The sequence below is a fragment of the Pseudomonas sp. Root562 genome (assembly GCF_001427125.1).
Classification (GTDB): domain Bacteria; phylum Pseudomonadota; class Gammaproteobacteria; order Pseudomonadales; family Pseudomonadaceae; genus Aquipseudomonas.
Genome location: NZ_LMGK01000022.1, coordinates 346,951 through 364,756, shown reverse-complemented (window position 1 = coordinate 364,756; position 17,806 = coordinate 346,951). Strand labels below are relative to the sequence as shown.

At 60.4% G+C, this 17,806-nt stretch carries 14 protein-coding genes; 3 read left to right on the top strand and 11 right to left on the bottom strand.

The annotated features are described in order from the left end of the window. Positions 1-62: 62 nt before the first annotated feature. The 7 genes from ASD60_RS19270 to ASD60_RS19240 form a co-directional block, all read right to left on the bottom strand. Positions 63-1,703 carry a BatD family protein gene (locus ASD60_RS19270; protein WP_056855526.1) on the bottom strand — a complete coding sequence of 547 codons (1,641 nt, stop codon included), beginning with the start codon at positions 1,701-1,703 and terminating at the stop codon, positions 63-65. Beyond that, positions 1,700-3,436: a VWA domain-containing protein gene (locus tag ASD60_RS19265; RefSeq protein ID WP_056855525.1), complete on the bottom strand. Its 1,737-nt coding sequence runs from the start codon at positions 3,434-3,436 to the stop codon at positions 1,700-1,702. Before ASD60_RS19265 ends, ASD60_RS19270 begins: the two co-directional genes overlap by 4 nt. After that, positions 3,433-4,512, bottom strand: a complete 1,080-nt coding sequence (locus ASD60_RS19260; RefSeq protein ID WP_056855524.1) for a vWA domain-containing protein — start codon at positions 4,510-4,512, stop codon at positions 3,433-3,435. Before ASD60_RS19260 ends, ASD60_RS19265 begins: the two co-directional genes overlap by 4 nt. Next, entirely contained in the window at positions 4,505-4,999 is a 495-nt protein-coding gene (locus ASD60_RS19255) for a DUF4381 domain-containing protein (protein WP_056855523.1), read from the bottom strand. Before ASD60_RS19255 ends, ASD60_RS19260 begins: the two co-directional genes overlap by 8 nt. Further along, a complete protein-coding gene (locus ASD60_RS19250; RefSeq protein ID WP_056855522.1) occupies positions 4,996-5,940 on the bottom strand; it encodes a DUF58 domain-containing protein in 945 nt (314 codons plus the stop codon). Before ASD60_RS19250 ends, ASD60_RS19255 begins: the two co-directional genes overlap by 4 nt. A gap of 5 nt (positions 5,941-5,945) precedes the next feature. Next, positions 5,946-6,905, bottom strand: a complete 960-nt coding sequence (locus tag ASD60_RS19245; protein WP_003218556.1) for an AAA family ATPase — start codon at positions 6,903-6,905, stop codon at positions 5,946-5,948. Between the two features lie 290 nt (positions 6,906-7,195). Beyond that, a complete protein-coding gene (locus ASD60_RS19240) occupies positions 7,196-7,549 on the bottom strand; it encodes a hypothetical protein (protein ID WP_056855521.1) in 354 nt (117 codons plus the stop codon). Positions 7,550-8,054: 505 nt separating this feature from the next. On the opposite strand from ASD60_RS19240, the gene ASD60_RS19235 reads away from it, so the two are divergent. Continuing rightward, positions 8,055-12,950, top strand: a complete 4,896-nt coding sequence (locus ASD60_RS19235; RefSeq protein ID WP_056855520.1) for an NAD-glutamate dehydrogenase — start codon at positions 8,055-8,057, stop codon at positions 12,948-12,950. A 165-nt stretch (positions 12,951-13,115) separates the two neighbouring features. Here ASD60_RS19235 and ASD60_RS19230 read toward each other — a convergent pair whose 3' ends face one another. The 4 genes from ASD60_RS19230 to pdxR all read right to left on the bottom strand — a co-directional run bounded on the left by ASD60_RS19230 (position 13,116) and on the right by pdxR (position 16,504). Beyond that, positions 13,116-13,829 (bottom strand): hypothetical protein, encoded by a 714-nt coding sequence (locus ASD60_RS19230; RefSeq protein WP_056855519.1) that lies wholly within the window; start codon positions 13,827-13,829, stop codon positions 13,116-13,118. 229 nt (positions 13,830-14,058) lie between these two features. Continuing rightward, positions 14,059-14,469 carry a cupin domain-containing protein gene (locus tag ASD60_RS19225; protein ID WP_056855602.1) on the bottom strand — a complete coding sequence of 137 codons (411 nt, stop codon included), beginning with the start codon at positions 14,467-14,469 and terminating at the stop codon, positions 14,059-14,061. A gap of 183 nt (positions 14,470-14,652) precedes the next feature. Beyond that, positions 14,653-14,946 (bottom strand): antibiotic biosynthesis monooxygenase family protein, encoded by a 294-nt coding sequence (locus ASD60_RS19220; RefSeq protein ID WP_056855518.1) that lies wholly within the window; start codon positions 14,944-14,946, stop codon positions 14,653-14,655. Positions 14,947-15,070: 124 nt separating this feature from the next. Further along, positions 15,071-16,504 (bottom strand): MocR-like pyridoxine biosynthesis transcription factor PdxR, encoded by a 1,434-nt coding sequence (gene pdxR, locus ASD60_RS19215; protein ID WP_056855517.1) that lies wholly within the window; start codon positions 16,502-16,504, stop codon positions 15,071-15,073. Positions 16,505-16,709: 205 nt separating this feature from the next. Between pdxR and ASD60_RS19210 the strand changes: the two genes are divergently transcribed. Together ASD60_RS19210 and ASD60_RS19205 are read left to right on the top strand one after the other, a co-directional pair. After that, a complete protein-coding gene (locus tag ASD60_RS19210; RefSeq protein WP_056855516.1) occupies positions 16,710-17,150 on the top strand; it encodes a carboxymuconolactone decarboxylase family protein in 441 nt (146 codons plus the stop codon). Positions 17,151-17,245: 95 nt separating this feature from the next. Then, complete coding sequence (locus tag ASD60_RS19205) at positions 17,246-17,740, top strand: hypothetical protein (protein WP_056855515.1); 495 nt, start codon at positions 17,246-17,248, stop codon at positions 17,738-17,740. Positions 17,741-17,806: the final 66 nt, after the last annotated feature.

Here is a 17,806-nt window from a genome sequence, read left to right as displayed (position 1 = left end):
AGATCGCAGCCTGCGGCAGTTCCTACAGAGATCAATGTAGAAGTTGCCTCAGGCTGCGATTTTTATTTGGGATAAAGCGGCGGCAAGCCGCTGTCAGCTACCGGGTCCTGGACCCGTTCGGCTATCGGAATGGTGCGAATCACCCGCCACAGTTCTTCACCTTGCCAATGCTGGCCGGTCTCGCTGTAGAGCGCGCCGTTCAGACCGTCGAGCGCGTCGGACAACGGGACGAAGCGGGCGGCCATGTCGGCCAGGGTTTCCGGTTGTTGCCTGGCCCAGGCGTCGAGGGCCTGGCGGGTGGCGTGGGGGTCGTTGGCCTGGCAGGCACGCTTGAGGTCGTCGAGCACGGTGCGCGGGCTCGGGCCGGTTTGCGCGGCGCGCAGGATTGCCGGTTGCCAGCGCGCCCGCCACCACAGGCCGAAGCCGAGCAGGGTGGTACAGGCCAGAATCAGCGTGCTGAGTTGCCAGCGCCACAGCGTTTCGCTGTCGGCGGTGGCATTGGTCGGGGCAGTGCCGGCCGGTGTATCGACCATCAGGCTTGGATTGGCCGCTACTTGCAGGGTTCGGGCGGGCAGGCTGGTGTGTTCCAGATGATCTTCAAAGGTGTTCCACCAGACCACTTCAACCGACGGCAATTCGATCGAACCGCTTCGGGACGGAACCAGCGCTTCACGGTCTTCGCGACTGCCAACCAGGCCGCGTTCACTGTTCTGGTTGCCCAGCACCGGCTGATCCGGATAACGGCGCAAGCCGCTGACTTCGGTACCCGGCAGCGGCGGCAGTTGCGAGCTGGACAGCCCTTCGGCGGTGACTTTAAGGCTGCGCGTCAGCGAGTCGCCGACCTGGACATGTTCCGGCTCCGGGCTCCAGCTCTCGCTCAGGCTCAGGCTGCGCGCCGGCAGCCACGGCAGGTCGGCAGGGTAGGTGATGGGTTTGGCCTTGACTGTCAGCAGGAGTTCGCCGGAGCTGACACGCATGAGTTTTCCCGACTTCGGCGTTTGGGTCGAGGCGTCCTTGGCGGGCTGCGCGTCCACCAGGGCAGCGTTGAAAATCTGCCCCGGAATGATCAGTTCGCCGCTGTGCTGCGGATAGATCGCGTAGCGCATTTCAATAACGCCGTGGCGCACACCGTTGATGTCTTTTTCGTAGGTGCGCGATTCGCCGAGCTGTTCGATGCGAGTATCGGGAATCTGCAGCGGGGGCAAGCTGCTGTCGTCGTACAGCGACACCGAATGGTAGATGCGCAAGGTCAGGATCGCCTGGGCTTGCACGTAGACGCTGGTTTGATCGAGGCTGGCGTCGATGAAAACCGCGGCCTGTTTGCTCGGATTGTTCTGGCTTTCGCTCGCGACCACTTGCACGGTAATCGGTTGGCTCTGCGCGTCACCGAGCGTCAATGGCGGAATTTCCACGCTGCCGTTCTGCAATGGCAACAGCGTGACAATCCAGCGGGTGGTCGCGCGATTGTCGCCACTGAGCGTGTTCAATTGGTTGACCTGGCGTGTGCCTCGGACTTCGAACAGCGGCTCCAGCGGCGTCAGGTCAGGTTTGCCGAATTGGGTGACGTCGTTGGATTCCAGGGTCAGCTCGACCGTCTCGCCAGAGTTCAGGCGCGCGCGATCGACACTGGCGACCAGCTCGGCTGCCTGGACCTGCGAAGTGCAGACCAGCAAGGCGATGGTGAAAGCGGTGAAGCGGGTCATCGAGTTTTTCCCTGATCCTGATGTTGTTGCTGTTCGTACCAGAATTTGCGCCTGAGCAATTCTGCCGGGTCGTCCGGAATCTGCCGCAGCCATTGCTCCAGTGCCTGTTGCTGCTCGCCTTCGATGCTGTCGCTGGCCGGGCGCATGGGCGGTGTAGTGTGCTGTTCGTCACCCAGCTCGCTGCCCGGGACTTCGTTGGCGCCGGGACGCGGAGGCAGGGTCGACGGTTGCTCGGTATCGCTGGCCTGATGATCGGTGGCTTTCGGTTCGCCATTGCTCAACGGTTGAGCCTGGGTGCCGGGCGGTGTTTCCTGCTCATTGACCTGGGGCGTTGCGTTGGCGGTGTTGTCCGGTTCGGCTGCAGCCGGGGATACCTTTTGCTTGAGCAGACTTTCCACCAGTGCCTTGTTGGTCAACGCCGGACGCAAATCCGGTTGCCGCTCGAGGGCCTGTTCGTAAGCATCCAGCGCCGCCTCCAGTTCACCACTTTTAGCCAGGGCGTTGCCACGATTGTAGTGGGCGTGGGCGTCGTTGCCTTCGGCGAAACGCTGGGCGGCCCCAGTGTAATCACCGGCCTCATAGAGGGCCACGCCTTGCCATTGGTGATCGGCAAAGTGTTGCGCGGCTTGCGCCGGGCGGTTTTGCTTGAGCAAGTGCAAGCCCTGTTGGTCGGGGCGCAACCACAGGTCCTGGAATTCAAAGGCTTGGCTGGGCTGTGGCAGTGCCAGCAACAACGGCAGGCACAACAACCAGCCACGGCGACCAGCGCAAGCCGCCAGAAGCAATAGCGGCAACAACAGCCAATAACCCTGATCGGCCCAAGTATCCAGGCGCAAGGTCTGGCCATCGTTACGCAAGTTGCGTGGGCCATCGAGCAAACCGAGGGCACGCAGATCCGCGTCGCCCAGGCGTGCATGGCGATAGCGCCCGTCCAGATCTTTGGCAAAGGCTTTCAGTCCGGGGTCATCCAGATGCGGCACCAGAATGGCGCCCTGTTCGTCCTTGAGAAAACTGCCGTCCTCCTGAGTGATCGGCGCGCCTTCGGCGGTGCCGACGCCAATCATCAGCCATTGTGTTGATTTGCCACTCAGCGCGCGGCGGATGCCTTCGCGTTCGGTTTCCGTGAGGGATGAGCCGATCATCAGGATCCGACCGTCTCCCAGCGCTGCTTGCTCCAGCAATGCGAGGGCCTTGGCTACCGCCAGATCAGCGCGGTGGCCGGGTTCCGGCATCAGCGACGGCTTGAGTGCATCCAGCAAGTTGCGGCTGGTCGACAGGTCGTCCGACAACGGCACCAGCGTGTGGGCGCTGCCGGCATAGACGACAATGGCGGTCTGCGCATCGCTACGGTATTGCAGCAGGTCAAACAGCTTGCGCCGGGCTTGTTCCAGGCGGTTGGGCTGGACGTCGGTGGCGAGCATTTCCGGGGTCAATTCAAGGATGACCACCAGCGGATCGGCAGGTTTCTGGCTGAGTTGTTCTACTCGCGACCAGCTCGGGCCGAGCAGCGCGAAAACCGTCAGTAGCCACGCCACACCCAGCGCGACCCAAGGTAATTTACTGTCGCGGCCATTGCCACCACTGAGCAGCGCCGCGTGAAAGGCTGGCGGCAGGATCATCTGCCAGCGGCCGGCGCGCTTCTGCCGGTGCCAGAGCTGCCAGAGCAGCCAGCCTAGCAATGGCAACAGCAGCAACCACCCTGGGCGGAACCAATACGGCCAGAGCGCGCTCATCGGCGTCTCCGCAGGCGCAGGCGTTTAAGACGCTGGCGCCAGTCAGGTAGTTGCGTTTGCAAAAACAGATCCTTGGTAAACAGCCGTTGAAGAGGGTTGTCCGGCCAGAGTTCGCGTGCCACCAATAAAATGCTCAATAACAGCGCAATCGCCAACGGCCAGTGATACAACGCCTGGGCTGGACGAGCCTGGGTCGGTTGCTGGGTCACGGGCTCCAGTTGATCGAGGGTAGCCTTGATGGCCTGCAACTCCTTGCCATCACGTGCGCGGAAATACTGGCCGCCGGTAGCTTCGGCGATGGACATCAGGGAGGGTTCATCAAGATCCAGGCTTGGGTTGATGCCGAGAAAACCCAAGGTGCCGCTTTGTTCCGGGTCTGCGCCGATGCCGATCGGATAGATTTTCACCCCTTCCTTGGCCGCCAGTCGCGCCGCCGTCAGCGGATCGATCTCGCCACCGTTGTTGGCGCCGTCAGTGACCAGAATCAGTACCCGGCTTTGGGCCGGCCGTTGGCGCAGGCGTTTGAGGCCCAGGCCAATCGCGTCGCCGATGGCGGTGTTCTTGCCGGCAATGCCGATGCGCGCCTCATCGAGCCAGACACGCACCGTGTGCCGATCAAAGGTCAGCGGGGCCTGAAGGTAAGCCTGGCTGCCGAACAGGATCAGGCCGACCCGATCGCCCTCGCGGCTTTCCAGGAAGTCGCCGAGCAAATGCTGGACCAGCGCCAGGCGGCTGACGTCCTCGTCCTGCCATTGCATGTCGGGGTAGTCCATGGAACCGGAGACGTCGACCGCCACCAACAGATCCCGGCCACTGGCGGCAATCGGCAGCGGGTCGCCGAGCCATTGCGGGCGCGCGGCGGCGGTCAACAACATCAGCCACAACAGCAGGAACGGAGCCTGTTGGCGCCAGGCTGGCAGATTGGCCCGGGCGCGACGCCCAGCCAGGCCTTCGAGGTCGTTGAGGAAGCTGACTTTGAGCGCCGGTTCGCCACTGTCGGCCACCGGCAACACGATGCGCATCAGCCACGGCAAGGGCAGCAGGGCAAAAATCCACGGCCAGGCGAACTCAAACATGTTTGCGAATCCAGGTTTCAACCGCCTGGGTCAGGCCGGCGATGGCCTTGTCGTCGAGCTTGCATTCGGGCTTGTAGGCGCCCTCGACCAGCACCATCCAGCGGGTCAGGCCGGCAGCCGGGCAGCGGTTGTCGAGGAATGCCAGCCATTTGCGGCCGTTGAGGGTATGGCTCTGGCTGTAAGGGTAGTGGTTGCGGCAAAGACGCTTGAGCAAGCCGTTGAGTTGCTGCAACCAGGCGCCGGCCGGAGCACCGTCGTAAGGCTTGGGCATCAGTGCCAGTTCGGCCAGCGCGGCGACGCGTACCGGGTCCAGCGGTTGTTCGGCACGCACGACGGGGCGTTTGTTGGGAATGAATCGGCGCAGCTTCCACACGCCGAAACCAATGATCGGCAGCAGCAACAGCAAGAACCACCAGCCCGGCGCAGGGGGCCAGAATCCGATCTGGGGCGGAGAGATCAGTGGTTGCAGTTGATCGAGACCGTTCATCGGCCTTTTCCTGGTTTCTGCGGGTTCAAGTATTCGCGCAGCTGTTCGACCATTTCGCTTTGGGTGCTCAAGGGCATCAGCAATACCCGCAGCTTTTGCGCGAGCAATTCCCAGCGGGCGATGCGGCTTTCAGCCTGGGCACGGTAGGTCTGACGCAGATCGAAGTTGAGCGTGTCGAGCTCCAGTTGTGCGCCGCGTTCAGCAAAGCGCAGCAGCCCGGCTGCAGGCAGGGCATGATCCAGCGGGTCGGAAAGAGGCAGCAGCAACAGATCACAATGGCGCGACAACAGGCTCAGCTGTTGTTCGGCGCTTTCCGACAAGGCGCGCTCATCGCAAATCACGATCGCCAGGCTGCCGGGGCGCAATACCTCGCGGGCGCGGCGCAGGGCAATGCCGAACGCGTCGCGATCCGGCTCGCTTTCGGTGTGCAGCGACTGATTGACCCGTACCAGGCGGTTGAGCAATTGCAACAGGCTTTGTTTGCTGCGGCGGGGCTTGATTTCGTAGTGCTCGTTGTCGCCGAACACCAGACCGCCGACCCGGTCATTGTGGCCCAGTGCGGCCCAGCCGATCAGCGCTGCGGCCTGGGCGGCGAGCACCGATTTGAACATCAGGCCCGAGCCGAAAAACAGTCGGCGGCTTTGCTCGACCATGATGAAAATCGGCCGCTCGCGTTCTTCATGGAACAGTTTGGTGTGTGGTTCTTGCGTTCGGGCGGTGACGCGCCAGTCGATGGTGCGCACGTCGTCGCCGGCCTGATAGACCCGCACCTGATCGAAATCCACCCCACGCCCGCGCAGCTTCGAGTGGTGCAGGCCAATCAGCGGGCTGCGTTGGCTCGGCGTGGAAAACAGCTGCACTTCACGCACGCGATGGCGCATCTCGATCAGCTCGGCCAGCGTGACGCGGATGCCCGGTTGAGACGGCAGGAGGGCGTTCATCGGAGTCAAGCGACAGCTACGACGTCGAGAATCCGCTGGACCACTCGGTCCTGATCGATGCCAGCGGCTTCGGCTTCAAAGGAGAGAATGATGCGGTGACGCAACACATCGAACAGCACCGCCTGAATGTCTTCCGGGCTGACGAAGTCGCGCCCGGCAAGCCAGGCGTGGGCGCGGGCGCAGCGGTCGAGGGCAATCGAGCCGCGAGGGCTGGCGCCATAGGCGATCCATTCGGCCATCTCCGGGTCGAATTTGGCCGGGGTGCGGGTGGCCATGACCAGTTGCACCAGGTATTCCTCCACGGCGTCGGCCATGTACAAGCCGAGGATTTCCTTGCGTGCGGCGAAGATCGCCTGCTGGCTGACCCGGCGTTCGGGTTTGGTTTCACCATTCAACGCTTCGCCACGGGCCTGTTGCAGGATGCGGCGTTCGACGGCGGCATCCGGGAAGCCGATTTTCACGTGCATCAGGAAGCGGTCGAGCTGCGCCTCAGGCAGTGGATAGGTGCCTTCCTGCTCGATGGGGTTTTGCGTGGCCATCACCAGGAACAGCGGCGACAACTCGTAAGTACTGCGTCCAACACTGACCTGGCGCTCGGCCATGGCTTCAAGCAGCGCCGACTGAACCTTGGCCGGAGCACGGTTGATTTCGTCCGCCAGCACCAGATTGTGGAAGATCGGGCCTTGCTGGAACACGAAGCTGCCGGTTTCCGGGCGATAGATCTCCGTTCCGGTGATATCGGCAGGGAGCAGGTCGGGCGTGAACTGGATGCGATGGAACTGAGCCTCGATGCCTTCGGCCAATTCCTTGATGGCCTTGGTCTTGGCCAGCCCAGGCGCGCCTTCTACCAGCATGTGGCCGTCGGCAAGCAAGGCGATGAGCAAGCGCTCGATGAGTTTTTCCTGGCCGAGAATCTGCGTTGAAAGAAAGGTTCGCAGCGCCAGCAGCGCTTCACGATGTTCCATCGATGACTGTTCCTGGAAATGGATGGCCGAGAGCGTGCGTAATACGCCAAGGCTGGGGGCGTTACTTTAATCCATCGCGGTGGGCGGCGACTAACGGCATTTGTGCAAAGCGCGGGAAATACCGGGGCGCATTGGTGGTTTTTTGTAGCAGGGGAGTGTTGGACCGGCAGTTCCGGCCCAATCGCTGGCAAGCCAGCTCCCACAGTGATCGCTGCGTTGCATAAATTGCCTGCACGCCGCTAAAACCTGTGGGAGCTGGCTTGCCAGCGATTGGGCCTGTCCAGACGCCATCAAATCTGGCTGATATAGGTGCCAGTGCCGTCCAGAATATTCTTCAAGGTCAGCTCAACCTCAGCCATATCGACCATGTCCGGATTGAAGGTGATCTCCAGTACATCATCCCCATTCAACGCATCGGCATCCGCCGCGGCGATTTCGATCTTCAGCAGGGTCGGGCTCAGGGTGACTTTTACCCCGTCCAGCGTCGATGGCTCGCCATCGAGGGTGATTTCCAGCTCATCCTCGTCCGGATAACGGCTCATCAGGAACATTTCGCCCTTTTCGCTGTGGCAGCAGAGCATGGCCATGTTGTCTTCTTCGTCATCGCATGGGTTGACGATCAAGAGGGCGGTTGTCATTTGCATGGGGCAATTCCTGGCTGAACGAGCGTGATAGGCGCAATAGAGGGCGATTTTGCCAGCACACGCACAATTATGCTCGTCCGAGTGTCAGAGGATATGTCGTGAACGAGCGAAGTGTTGCTGGTCATTTCTGGTACGTATGTCCCGTAAATACGAGCGCAAAACCGTCATTTTTCTGTGCGGATGCTAGTGTTATCCGTTGCACCGGCGTCAAGCTGCGTGCCGTTGACCGAATATGTCGCAGCACCGCAAGCACGGGCCTTGCCGCACTCGTTAAGCTGCGCAACGGATGAGCACCCGTAAAGACATTGCGCTGCACGCAGCCCAGTCGTTTTTGCAGATGCCCATTCACGGAAGGTGAATGTGACCCGAGTGTCTCGTCCAGCTTCACCCACCTGTCACCCTGTTTCCTCTGCCCGAGAATCAGGAACAGGCTGACGGGTAGCCCCTGACAGGGGTTTTGCACGCGACGCTTCCATCAATAACAAGCCCAAGCGGAGTACCACAGATGGCGTTCTTCACCGCAGCCAGCAAAGCCGACTTCCAGCACCAACTGCAAGCGGCACTGGCGCAGCACATCAGTGAACAGGCACTGCCACAAGTGGCGCTGTTCGCTGAACAATTCTTCGGCATCATTTCCCTGGACGAGCTGACCCAGCGTCGTTTGTCCGACCTCGCTGGCTGTACCCTTTCCGCGTGGCGCCTGCTTGAGCGCTTCGATCATGCGCAACCGCAAGTGCGCGTCTACAACCCTGATTACGAACGCCACGGCTGGCAGTCGACCCACACCGCGGTCGAAGTGCTGCATCACGATCTGCCATTCCTGGTGGACTCGGTGCGCACCGAGCTGAACCGTCGCGGCTACAGCATTCACACCCTGCAGACCACCGTGCTCAGCGTGCGTCGCGGCAGCAAGGGTGAACTGCTGGAAATCCTGCCAAAAGGCACCCAGGGCGACGACGTGCTGCAAGAGTCGTTGATGTACCTGGAAATCGACCGTTGCGCCAACACCGCCGAATTGAACGTGCTGAGCAAAGAGCTGGAGCAAGTGCTCGGTGAAGTGCGCGTCGCGGTGGCTGACTTCGAGCCGATGAAAGCCAAGGTCCAGGAAATCCTGACCAACCTGGACAGCAGCCAGTTTGTCGTCGATGCCGACGAAAAAGCCGAAATCAAAAGCTTCCTCGAATGGCTGGTGGGCAACCACTTCACCTTCCTAGGCTATGAAGAATTCGTTGTCCGCGATGAGGCCGATGGCGGTCACATCGTCTACGACCAGAACTCTTTCCTGGGCCTGACCAAACTGTTGCGCGCCGGCCTGACCTACGATGACCTGCGCATCGAAGACTACGCCGTGAACTACCTGCGCGAGCCGACCCTGCTGTCGTTCGCCAAGGCTGCGCACCCAAGCCGTGTACACCGTCCGGCTTACCCCGACTATGTGTCGATCCGTGAGATCGACGCCGATGGCAACGTCATCAAGGAATGCCGTTTCATGGGCCTGTACACCTCGTCGGTGTATGGCGAAAGCGTGCGAGTCATTCCGTATATCCGCCGCAAGGTCGCGGAAATCGAACGCCGTTCGGGCTTCCAGGCCAAGGCTCACCTGGGCAAGGAACTGGCCCAGGTCGTTGAAGTCTTGCCTCGCGACGATCTGTTCCAGACGCCGGTGGACGAGCTGTTCAGCACCGTGATGTCGATCGTGCAGATCCAGGAACGCAACAAGATCCGCGTGTTCCTGCGCAAAGACCCGTACGGCCGTTTCTGCTACTGCCTGGCCTATGTGCCGCGTGACATCTATTCCACCGAAGTGCGCCAGAAGATCCAGCAAGTGCTGATGGATCGCCTGAAAGCCTCGGACTGCGAATTCTGGACCTTCTTCTCCGAATCCGTGCTGGCCCGCGTACAACTGATCCTGCGTGTCGATCCGAAAAACCGTATCGACATCGACCCGCAGCAGCTGGAAAACGAAGTGATCCAGGCCTGCCGCAGCTGGCAGGACGACTATTCGGCCCTGACTGTCGAAACCTTCGGCGAAGCCCATGGCACCAACGTGCTGGCCGACTTCCCGAAAGGCTTCCCGGCCGGTTACCGCGAGCGTTTCGCTGCGCATTCGGCCGTGGTCGACATGCAGCACCTGCTGAACCTCAGCGAAAAAAATCCGCTGGTGATGAGCTTCTATCAGCCGCTGGGCCAGGTGTCCGGTCAGCGTGAGCTGCATTGCAAGCTGTACCACGCCGATACCCCGCTGGCACTGTCCGACGTGCTGCCGATCCTGGAAAACCTCGGCCTGCGCGTACTGGGTGAATTCCCGTACCGCCTGCGTCACACCAATGGCCGCGAGTTCTGGATTCATGATTTCGCCTTCACCGCGGCTGAAGGCCTGGACCTGGACATCCAGCAACTCAACGACACCCTGCAGGACGCGTTCGTCCACATCGTGCGTGGCGATGCCGAGAACGATGCGTTCAACCGCCTGGTGCTGACCGCCGGCCTGCCATGGCGCGACGTGGCGTTGCTGCGTGCCTACGCTCGTTACCTGAAGCAGATCCGTCTGGGCTTCGACCTGGGTTACATCGCCAGCACCCTGAACAACCACACCGACATCGCTCGCGAGCTGACCCGGTTGTTCAAGACCCGTTTCTACCTGGCGCGCAAGTTGAGCGGCGATGACCTGGACGACAAGCAACAACGTCTGGAACACGCGATCCTGGCGGCACTGGACGACGTCCAGGTGTTGAACGAAGACCGCATCCTGCGTCGCTACCTTGACCTGATCAAGGCGACCCTGCGGACCAACTTCTACCAGACCGACGCCAACGGCCAGAACAAGTCGTACTTCAGCTTCAAGTTCAACCCGCACCTGATCCCTGAACTGCCCAAGCCAGTGCCGAAGTTTGAAATCTTCGTCTACTCGCCACGCGTCGAAGGCGTACACCTGCGCTTCGGCAACGTTGCCCGCGGCGGTCTGCGCTGGTCCGACCGGGAAGAAGACTTCCGGACCGAAGTCCTCGGCCTGGTAAAAGCCCAACAAGTGAAGAACTCGGTCATCGTGCCGGTGGGTGCGAAGGGCGGCTTCCTGCCGCGTCGCCTGCCACTGGGCGGCAGCCGTGACGAGATCGCCGCCGAAGGTATCGCGTGCTACCGCATCTTCATTTCCGGTCTGTTGGACATCACCGACAACCTCAAGGACGGCGCGCTGGTACCACCGGCCAACGTCGTGCGTCATGACGACGATGACCCGTACCTGGTGGTGGCGGCGGACAAGGGCACTGCAACCTTCTCCGACATCGCCAACGGCATCGCCATCGACTATGGCTTCTGGCTGGGCGATGCGTTCGCGTCCGGTGGTTCTGCCGGTTACGACCACAAGAAAATGGGCATCACCGCCAAGGGCGCGTGGGTTGGCGTTCAGCGTCACTTCCGCGAACGCGGCATCAATGTCCAGCAAGACAGCATCACCGTAGTGGGCGTCGGCGACATGGCCGGTGACGTGTTCGGTAACGGCTTGCTGATGTCCGACAAGCTGCAACTGGTCGCCGCGTTCAACCACCTGCACATCTTCATCGACCCGAACCCGAATCCGGCGACCAGCTTCGCCGAGCGTCAGCGTTTGTTCGACCTGCCGCGTTCGGCCTGGTCGGACTACGACACCAGCATCATGTCCGAAGGTGGCGGTATCTTCTCGCGCAGCGCGAAGAGCATCGCGATCTCCCCGCAAATGCAGGAACGCTTCGACATCAAGGCCGACAAGCTGACCCCGACCGAACTGTTGAACGCCTTGCTCAAGGCGCCGGTGGATCTGTTGTGGAACGGCGGTATCGGCACTTACGTCAAGGCCAGCAGCGAAAGCCACGCCGATGTCGGCGACAAGGCCAACGATGCACTGCGCGTGAACGGCAACGAACTGCGCTGCAAAGTCGTGGGCGAGGGCGGTAACCTTGGCATGACCCAACTGGGTCGTGTGGAATTCGGTCTCAATGGCGGCGGTTCCAACACCGACTTCATCGACAACGCCGGTGGCGTGGACTGCTCCGACCACGAAGTGAACATCAAGATCCTGCTGAACGAAGTGGTTCAGGCTGGCGACATGACCGACAAGCAACGTAACCAGTTGCTGGCGAGCATGACCGACGAAGTCGGTGGTCTGGTGCTGGGCAACAACTACAAGCAGACTCAGGCATTGTCCCTGGCAGCCCGTCGTGCCTTGCCGCGGATCGCCGAATACAAGCGTCTGATGAACGATCTGGAAGGTCGCGGCAAGCTGGATCGTGCAATCGAGTTCCTGCCGTCCGAAGAAGCCATCAACGAACGCATCGCCGAAGGCCATGGCCTGACCCGTGCCGAGTTGTCGGTGCTGATCTCCTACAGCAAGATCGACCTCAAGGAACAGCTGCTCAATTCGCTGGTCCCGGATGACGACTACCTGACCCGCGACATGGAAACCGCTTTCCCGCCGACCCTGGTGAGCAAGTTCTCCGAAGCCATGCGCCGTCACCGTCTGAAGCGCGAAATCGTCAGCACCCAGATCGCCAACGACCTGGTCAACCACATGGGTATCACCTTCGTTCAGCGACTCAAAGAGTCCACCGGCATGAGCCCGGCGAACGTGGCTGGCGCTTATGTGATCGTGCGCGACATTTTCCATCTCCCGCACTGGTTCCGTCAGATCGAAGCCCTGGATTATCAGGTTTCCGCTGATGTGCAACTGGAGCTGATGGACGAGCTGATGCGTCTGGGCCGTCGCGCCACGCGCTGGTTCCTGCGTGCCCGCCGCAACGAGCAGAACGCTGCCCGTGATGTGGCGCACTTCGGTCCGCATTTGAAGGAACTGGGGCTCAAGCTCGACGAGTTGCTCAGTGGCGAGATCCGCGAAACCTGGCAGACCCGTTACCAGGCTTACGTCGCAGCCGGTGTACCGGAGTTGCTGGCGCGCATGGTGGCTGGCACTTCGCACCTGTACACCCTGCTGCCGATCATCGAGGCTTCCGACGTGACCGGCCAGGACCCGGCCGAGGTGGCCAAGGCTTACTTCGCCGTGGGCAGTGCGCTGGACATCACCTGGTACATGCAACAGATCAGTGCTCTGCCGGTTGAAAACAACTGGCAGGCCCTGGCCCGTGAAGCGTTCCGTGATGATGTGGACTGGCAGCAACGCGCGATCACCATCTCGGTCCTGCAACAGGGCGACGGCACTCAGGACGTGGAAACACGCCTGTCGCTGTGGATGGCGCAGCACGACAGCATGATCGAACGCTGGCGTGCCATGCTGGTGGAAATCCGTGCCGCCAGCGGCACCGACTACGCCATGTACGCAGTGGCCAACCGTGAACTGCTGGACCTGGCGTTGAGCGGGCAAGCGGTAGTGCCTGCTGCTGTCGCGGTAGAACTGGAACCGGCTGCCTGATCAGGCGCTGAATGAAAAAGCCCCGCATTGAGAGATGCGGGGTTTTTTTTGTCCCAAGGTTTTGTGGTGTCAGGTCAGGCCTCATCGCCAGCAAGCCGGCTCCTACGGTGATGTGTTGTTGCAAAACATGTAGGAGCCGGCTTGCTGGCGATGAGGCCATTCGACTTAATACAATTTCATATTCGGAATGTTGTTTATCATCGACACATTACTTGTCGGGCTAGTCAATAAATTATTGAGCGACTGGTCAAACTTCTGCAATGCCCTTACTTGCACGTTTTGTTGTTCGTTAATGTCAGCAACAATCTCTTCGCTGCGTTTATAGTCGGCCCACACCGGGCTGAGCGCTCTGGCGTCATAGCCTTTCGCGGTGCCGATATAATTGAACTGGTTGTCATAGAAATCGGCACTGACTCTGGATTCGACGTCCGAACTGCGCGAGGTGATCAATTGGCTGCGGCTGTCGATGACGGCCACCACATCGGGTTTCGCAGCCTTGAGGCTTTGCATGTCCGGGTACACCGTGACCGAGCCAAACTGACGCTGTAACGAGGCTTTGACCCAATCCACGGCGAGGTCGGGCTTGGAGGTGGCGACGTAGGCATCGTGGATCTCCTGCACCAACAGGCTCTGGCCGAAACCGGTGCCGGCATTGGCCTGATAATCCTGCAGGTATTCACGGTTGGCCTGGGTGTTGCGGCTGTACACCACGCCCAGGGCAACATGGCTGCCGTTGGGGATGCGGGTTGCGTTGCTGCGGCCCACGGGTTGAGTGAAGATTGCGTCCAGCGAGGAAACCGCCGAGGGTGCGGTGGGAACCGAGCAGCCAGACAAAAGAGCAGTTGTAAGGGTTAACGTACTGACAAGTGCAAGTTTCATTGTGTTACTCCAGTGAAACAACATCAGTAAGGAAGTTGCAGTGTCCGGCATTGGCCGGCAGTTGTTCCAGACTAAACCGGGAAGCCCAGAAGGAAATAGCCAATATCCATGGTTATTGGCAGGCCGCTAGTATTGTTTGGTTTAAACACAGAAAGTTAATTGCTCGAGGAAATAAAAACGCCCGAATAGAATTTTTGGACGTTTTTATTTATGGCTATACGCTCAGCGATCAGTTTTTCAAGGGGACCAGCACTTCTTCATCCGGCGACAGCACCATGAACACCAGCAACTTTGCAGGCTCGGTAGCGCTGGCGTTTTTCGAGACCAGGTGCTCGGAGCCGGCCGCTTCGTACCAGTATTCGCCCGCCTTGTAGGTCACTGCTTTCTCGCCTTTGACCTGGGAAGTAATCGACCCGGAAAGGACATAGGCCATGGCCGTACCGTCGTGCCTGTGGGCGATGGACGATTGGCCGGGCTTGTAATCGACTTCGATCATCAATGCTTTTTTGCCCGGTACGTTTTTCAGCATCTGGTCTTGCAGCACCGTGACCTTTTCCGAAGGGTCATGGGCAAAGGCTGAGGCGGAAAAGGCCAGGGCCAGGGCAGCAAGAGGAGTGGCACACAAGCGCAAAACATTCATGTTCATGACCTTCTAAGAGTGGTTGTCGGGATCACAATAAGCTGCGCATCCGGACTGGAAAACAGCCAATTTTCCGGAAGGTCAGGGGACCAATCCTGAGCGTTGAAAGCAAAAAAAACCGCAGCCTGCGCCAGCTCCTACCCTGTAGGATCTGCCGCAGGCTGCGATTTTTCGATCTGGCTTTTAGCGAATCGGAAAGCTGTTGAAGTCGACGGCATTGGCCAGTTGGCAGTCGATCAGGTCGATGAAACCCTGCACCTGAGGGCTGTTGAAGTGCGACTGCATGGCCGCTTCCGATTGCCAATGGGCGCTGACGGTCCAGCGGTTACTGTCCTCAGGGCAGCGGTCGACCATGTAGGAGTCACAGCCCGGTAGTTCGCGCAGGGTGTCGACAATCTTTTGCAGTTGCTTACCCAGTTCTTCCGAGCGGCCGGCGACGGCCTGCACCTTAACGGTATTGATCACTTTGTAGGACATTGGCTCAGACTCCTGAATCAGGCCGGACGAATCCTGCTCATTGAGGGATAACGCCTATGCAGGATAGGCCTGCCCCCCTGGACAACCAATAGCCAATCGCCGGATAAAGCCGCAGACCAATCCGTCAGGCGACTTGCTGCAAAATGTCCCGCAGCCGGTCCAGAGCGGGGTCGATGTCCAGGGTTTCGATGGCGCCAAAGCCCATGAGCAAGCCGGCCCGTGGCGCTTGCTGGTGGAAAAAGCCTTCGATGGAGTAAAGCCCCACTTCCACTTTTTTCGCCAGTTCGATGACCAGGGGAATATCAATCGGCACTTTGCACATGACCGCCATGTGAAAACCTGCCGTGCTCGGGATCGCTTCGAGCCAGGGCGACAGGTCACCGGCCATGCGCGCCAGTATGCGGTCGCGCCGACCGGCATAAATCGTATGGCAGCGGCGGATGTGCTTGAGCAGGCAGCCCTCAGCAATGAATTTGGCCAGCGCCCATTGGGGCAGGGTGGAGGTGTGCAGGTCGGTCAGTTGTTTGGCGCGAACCACCGCCTCGTGGATCGCCGGCGGCAAAATCGCATACCCCAGGCGCAGCTCTGGCAACAGGGTTTTCGAGAACGTCCCGACGTAGGCAACGATCCCGCGCTCATCCATGCTTTGCAGCGAGTCCGTAGGGCGGCCTTCGTAGCGGAATTCGCTGTCGTAGTCGTCTTCAATGATAATCGCCCCCAGTTCATGGGCCTTGGCCAGCAGGGCGACCCGACGCGCCTGGCTCATGGGCATGCCCAGCGGAAACTGATGTGACGGGGTGACGTAAATCAACCGCGTGCCGAGGGGGATCTTGTCCACCTGAATGCCTTCGGCATCCACGGGTACGCCTACCACTGTCGCGCCGTGGGTGCCGAACAGCAGGCGCGCGGGCGGATAGCCGGGGTCTTCCATGGCCACGATACTGCCGGGGCGGGTCAGCACCCGGGCAATCAGGTCCAGCGCCTGCTGAGCGCCATTGCACACCACCACGTCTTCGTCCTGACAATTGACCCCACGGGAGAACGCGATGTGTCGGGCGATGGCATTGCGCAGCGCCGGCAAGCCTTCGGGCAGGCTGTAGAAACCCTTGGACGCGGCAATCTGGCGCAAGGCGTGAGCGGTGCAGCGTCGCCAGTCATCCTGCGGAAACTGGCCCTTGCTGGTGGCGCCACCAATGAAGTCATAACGCAACGAACCTTCCAGCGTCGGATGGCGCAGAAACACCGGCAAGTTGCGCCAGGACTCGATCACCTCAAAGCCTGCCAATTCCGTATGGCTTTGCTTGCGCTCGATCTTGGAGGCCCGCGCATTGACGTAGGTACCTTTACCGATCACGCCAGTGAGGAAGTTTTCGTAGGTCAGTTGTGCGTAGGTATCGGAAATGGTCTTGCGTGAAATGCCCAGTTGCTCGGCCAGCAAGCGGCTGGGCGGAAGCTGTGTGCCCGCTGCCAGGCGGCCCGATTCGATGGCGCTGCGCAGTTGGTTGTACAGCTGGCCCGCCAGGTCCTTGCGGCCATTGATGACAACATGAAGTTCCATACCGGCGAGGCTCCGGAGCAGTTGAGGCGCGTGTGCGTGGCGCCAGATTACCCTCATCGGGTGCGGGTGCAGTAGTTGCGTGCTGGAAAAACCGTTAATTGGTCTGGCATCCAGTGGTCCACGGAATTTCCGCAGAATTGGACCTGTAACGCGCACGCAGCAGCGACTACCTTGAAAGGAACATCTCCGCTGCACGAGGCCCGCCATGACCCCCCGCCTGGATTACTACAGTGCTTCACCCAAAGCGATGAAGGCGATGATCGCCATGGAGGCCCTGACCAGCAGCCTTAGCATCGAAGCGCCGTTGCTGCACCTGATCAAGATTCGCGCCTCGCAACTCAATGGCTGCGCGTTCTGCACCGACATGCATTCGGTGGACGCCCGGCGCCTGGGCGAAACCGACAGGCGCTTGTATTCAATCGTGGTCTGGCGCGACAGCAACTTCTTCAACCCGCGCGAGCGCGCAGCCCTGGCCTGGACCGAGGCGGTGACGCTGCTTTCGCAAAATCATGTGCCCGATGACGTCTATGAACAGGCACGGACGCAGTTCAGTGAGGGTGAACTGGTCGACCTGACCATTGCAGTCACCACCATCAACAGCTGGAATCGACTGGCGGTGAGTTTTCGCCAAAGCCCTAATGCTTGATTGCCTGCACCGTTCGCGCTTTTAGTCGTACATCGGCAACGCGCATCTGCCATGCTCAATGTCCGCAGCACCGCTTCAATCAAAGGAACAATGCAATGGACGACGTACAGCAACTGGGCGAGATGCTTCGTCACTACGCAGAAAGCGAAGCGCACAAGAAGCAGTTGTTCGAAGCGCAATCGGCCGAGTGGGCCAAGCGCATTGGTGAACTGTTCGATCAGATCCAGCAGTGGCTCGAGCCGGTGCAGGCACCACATCTGTTGGAGGTCAGCCGCGCAGCGTATGTCGCGTCAGGGCCGAGCGTTGCGCTCGAGACTTCGACGTTCAAGACGCAAAAGCTGAGCATCCTGATTGCCGGTAGGCCGGTGGAGTTTGTGCCGGAGGTGATGGGCGCTGGCGGGCAGATTTCGGTGGCGGTGCTGGGCTTTACTGCTGCGCGTGTCGGCAGTGTGTCGCTGGTGTGCCTGCCGCCGGCTTCGAACTGGCAGTGGCGCAAGACCAATGGCTTGAAAGACCCGGACACTTTTGCATTTGATGCGAACTTCCTGGCGCAGCAGTTGCAGAGCCTGATTCCCCGCGATCGCGGCTGAAGCAAGTCTCCCCTGTAGGAGTGAGCCCTGCTCGCGATGCACGCAAGGACGCCGCGGGGGTGTCAG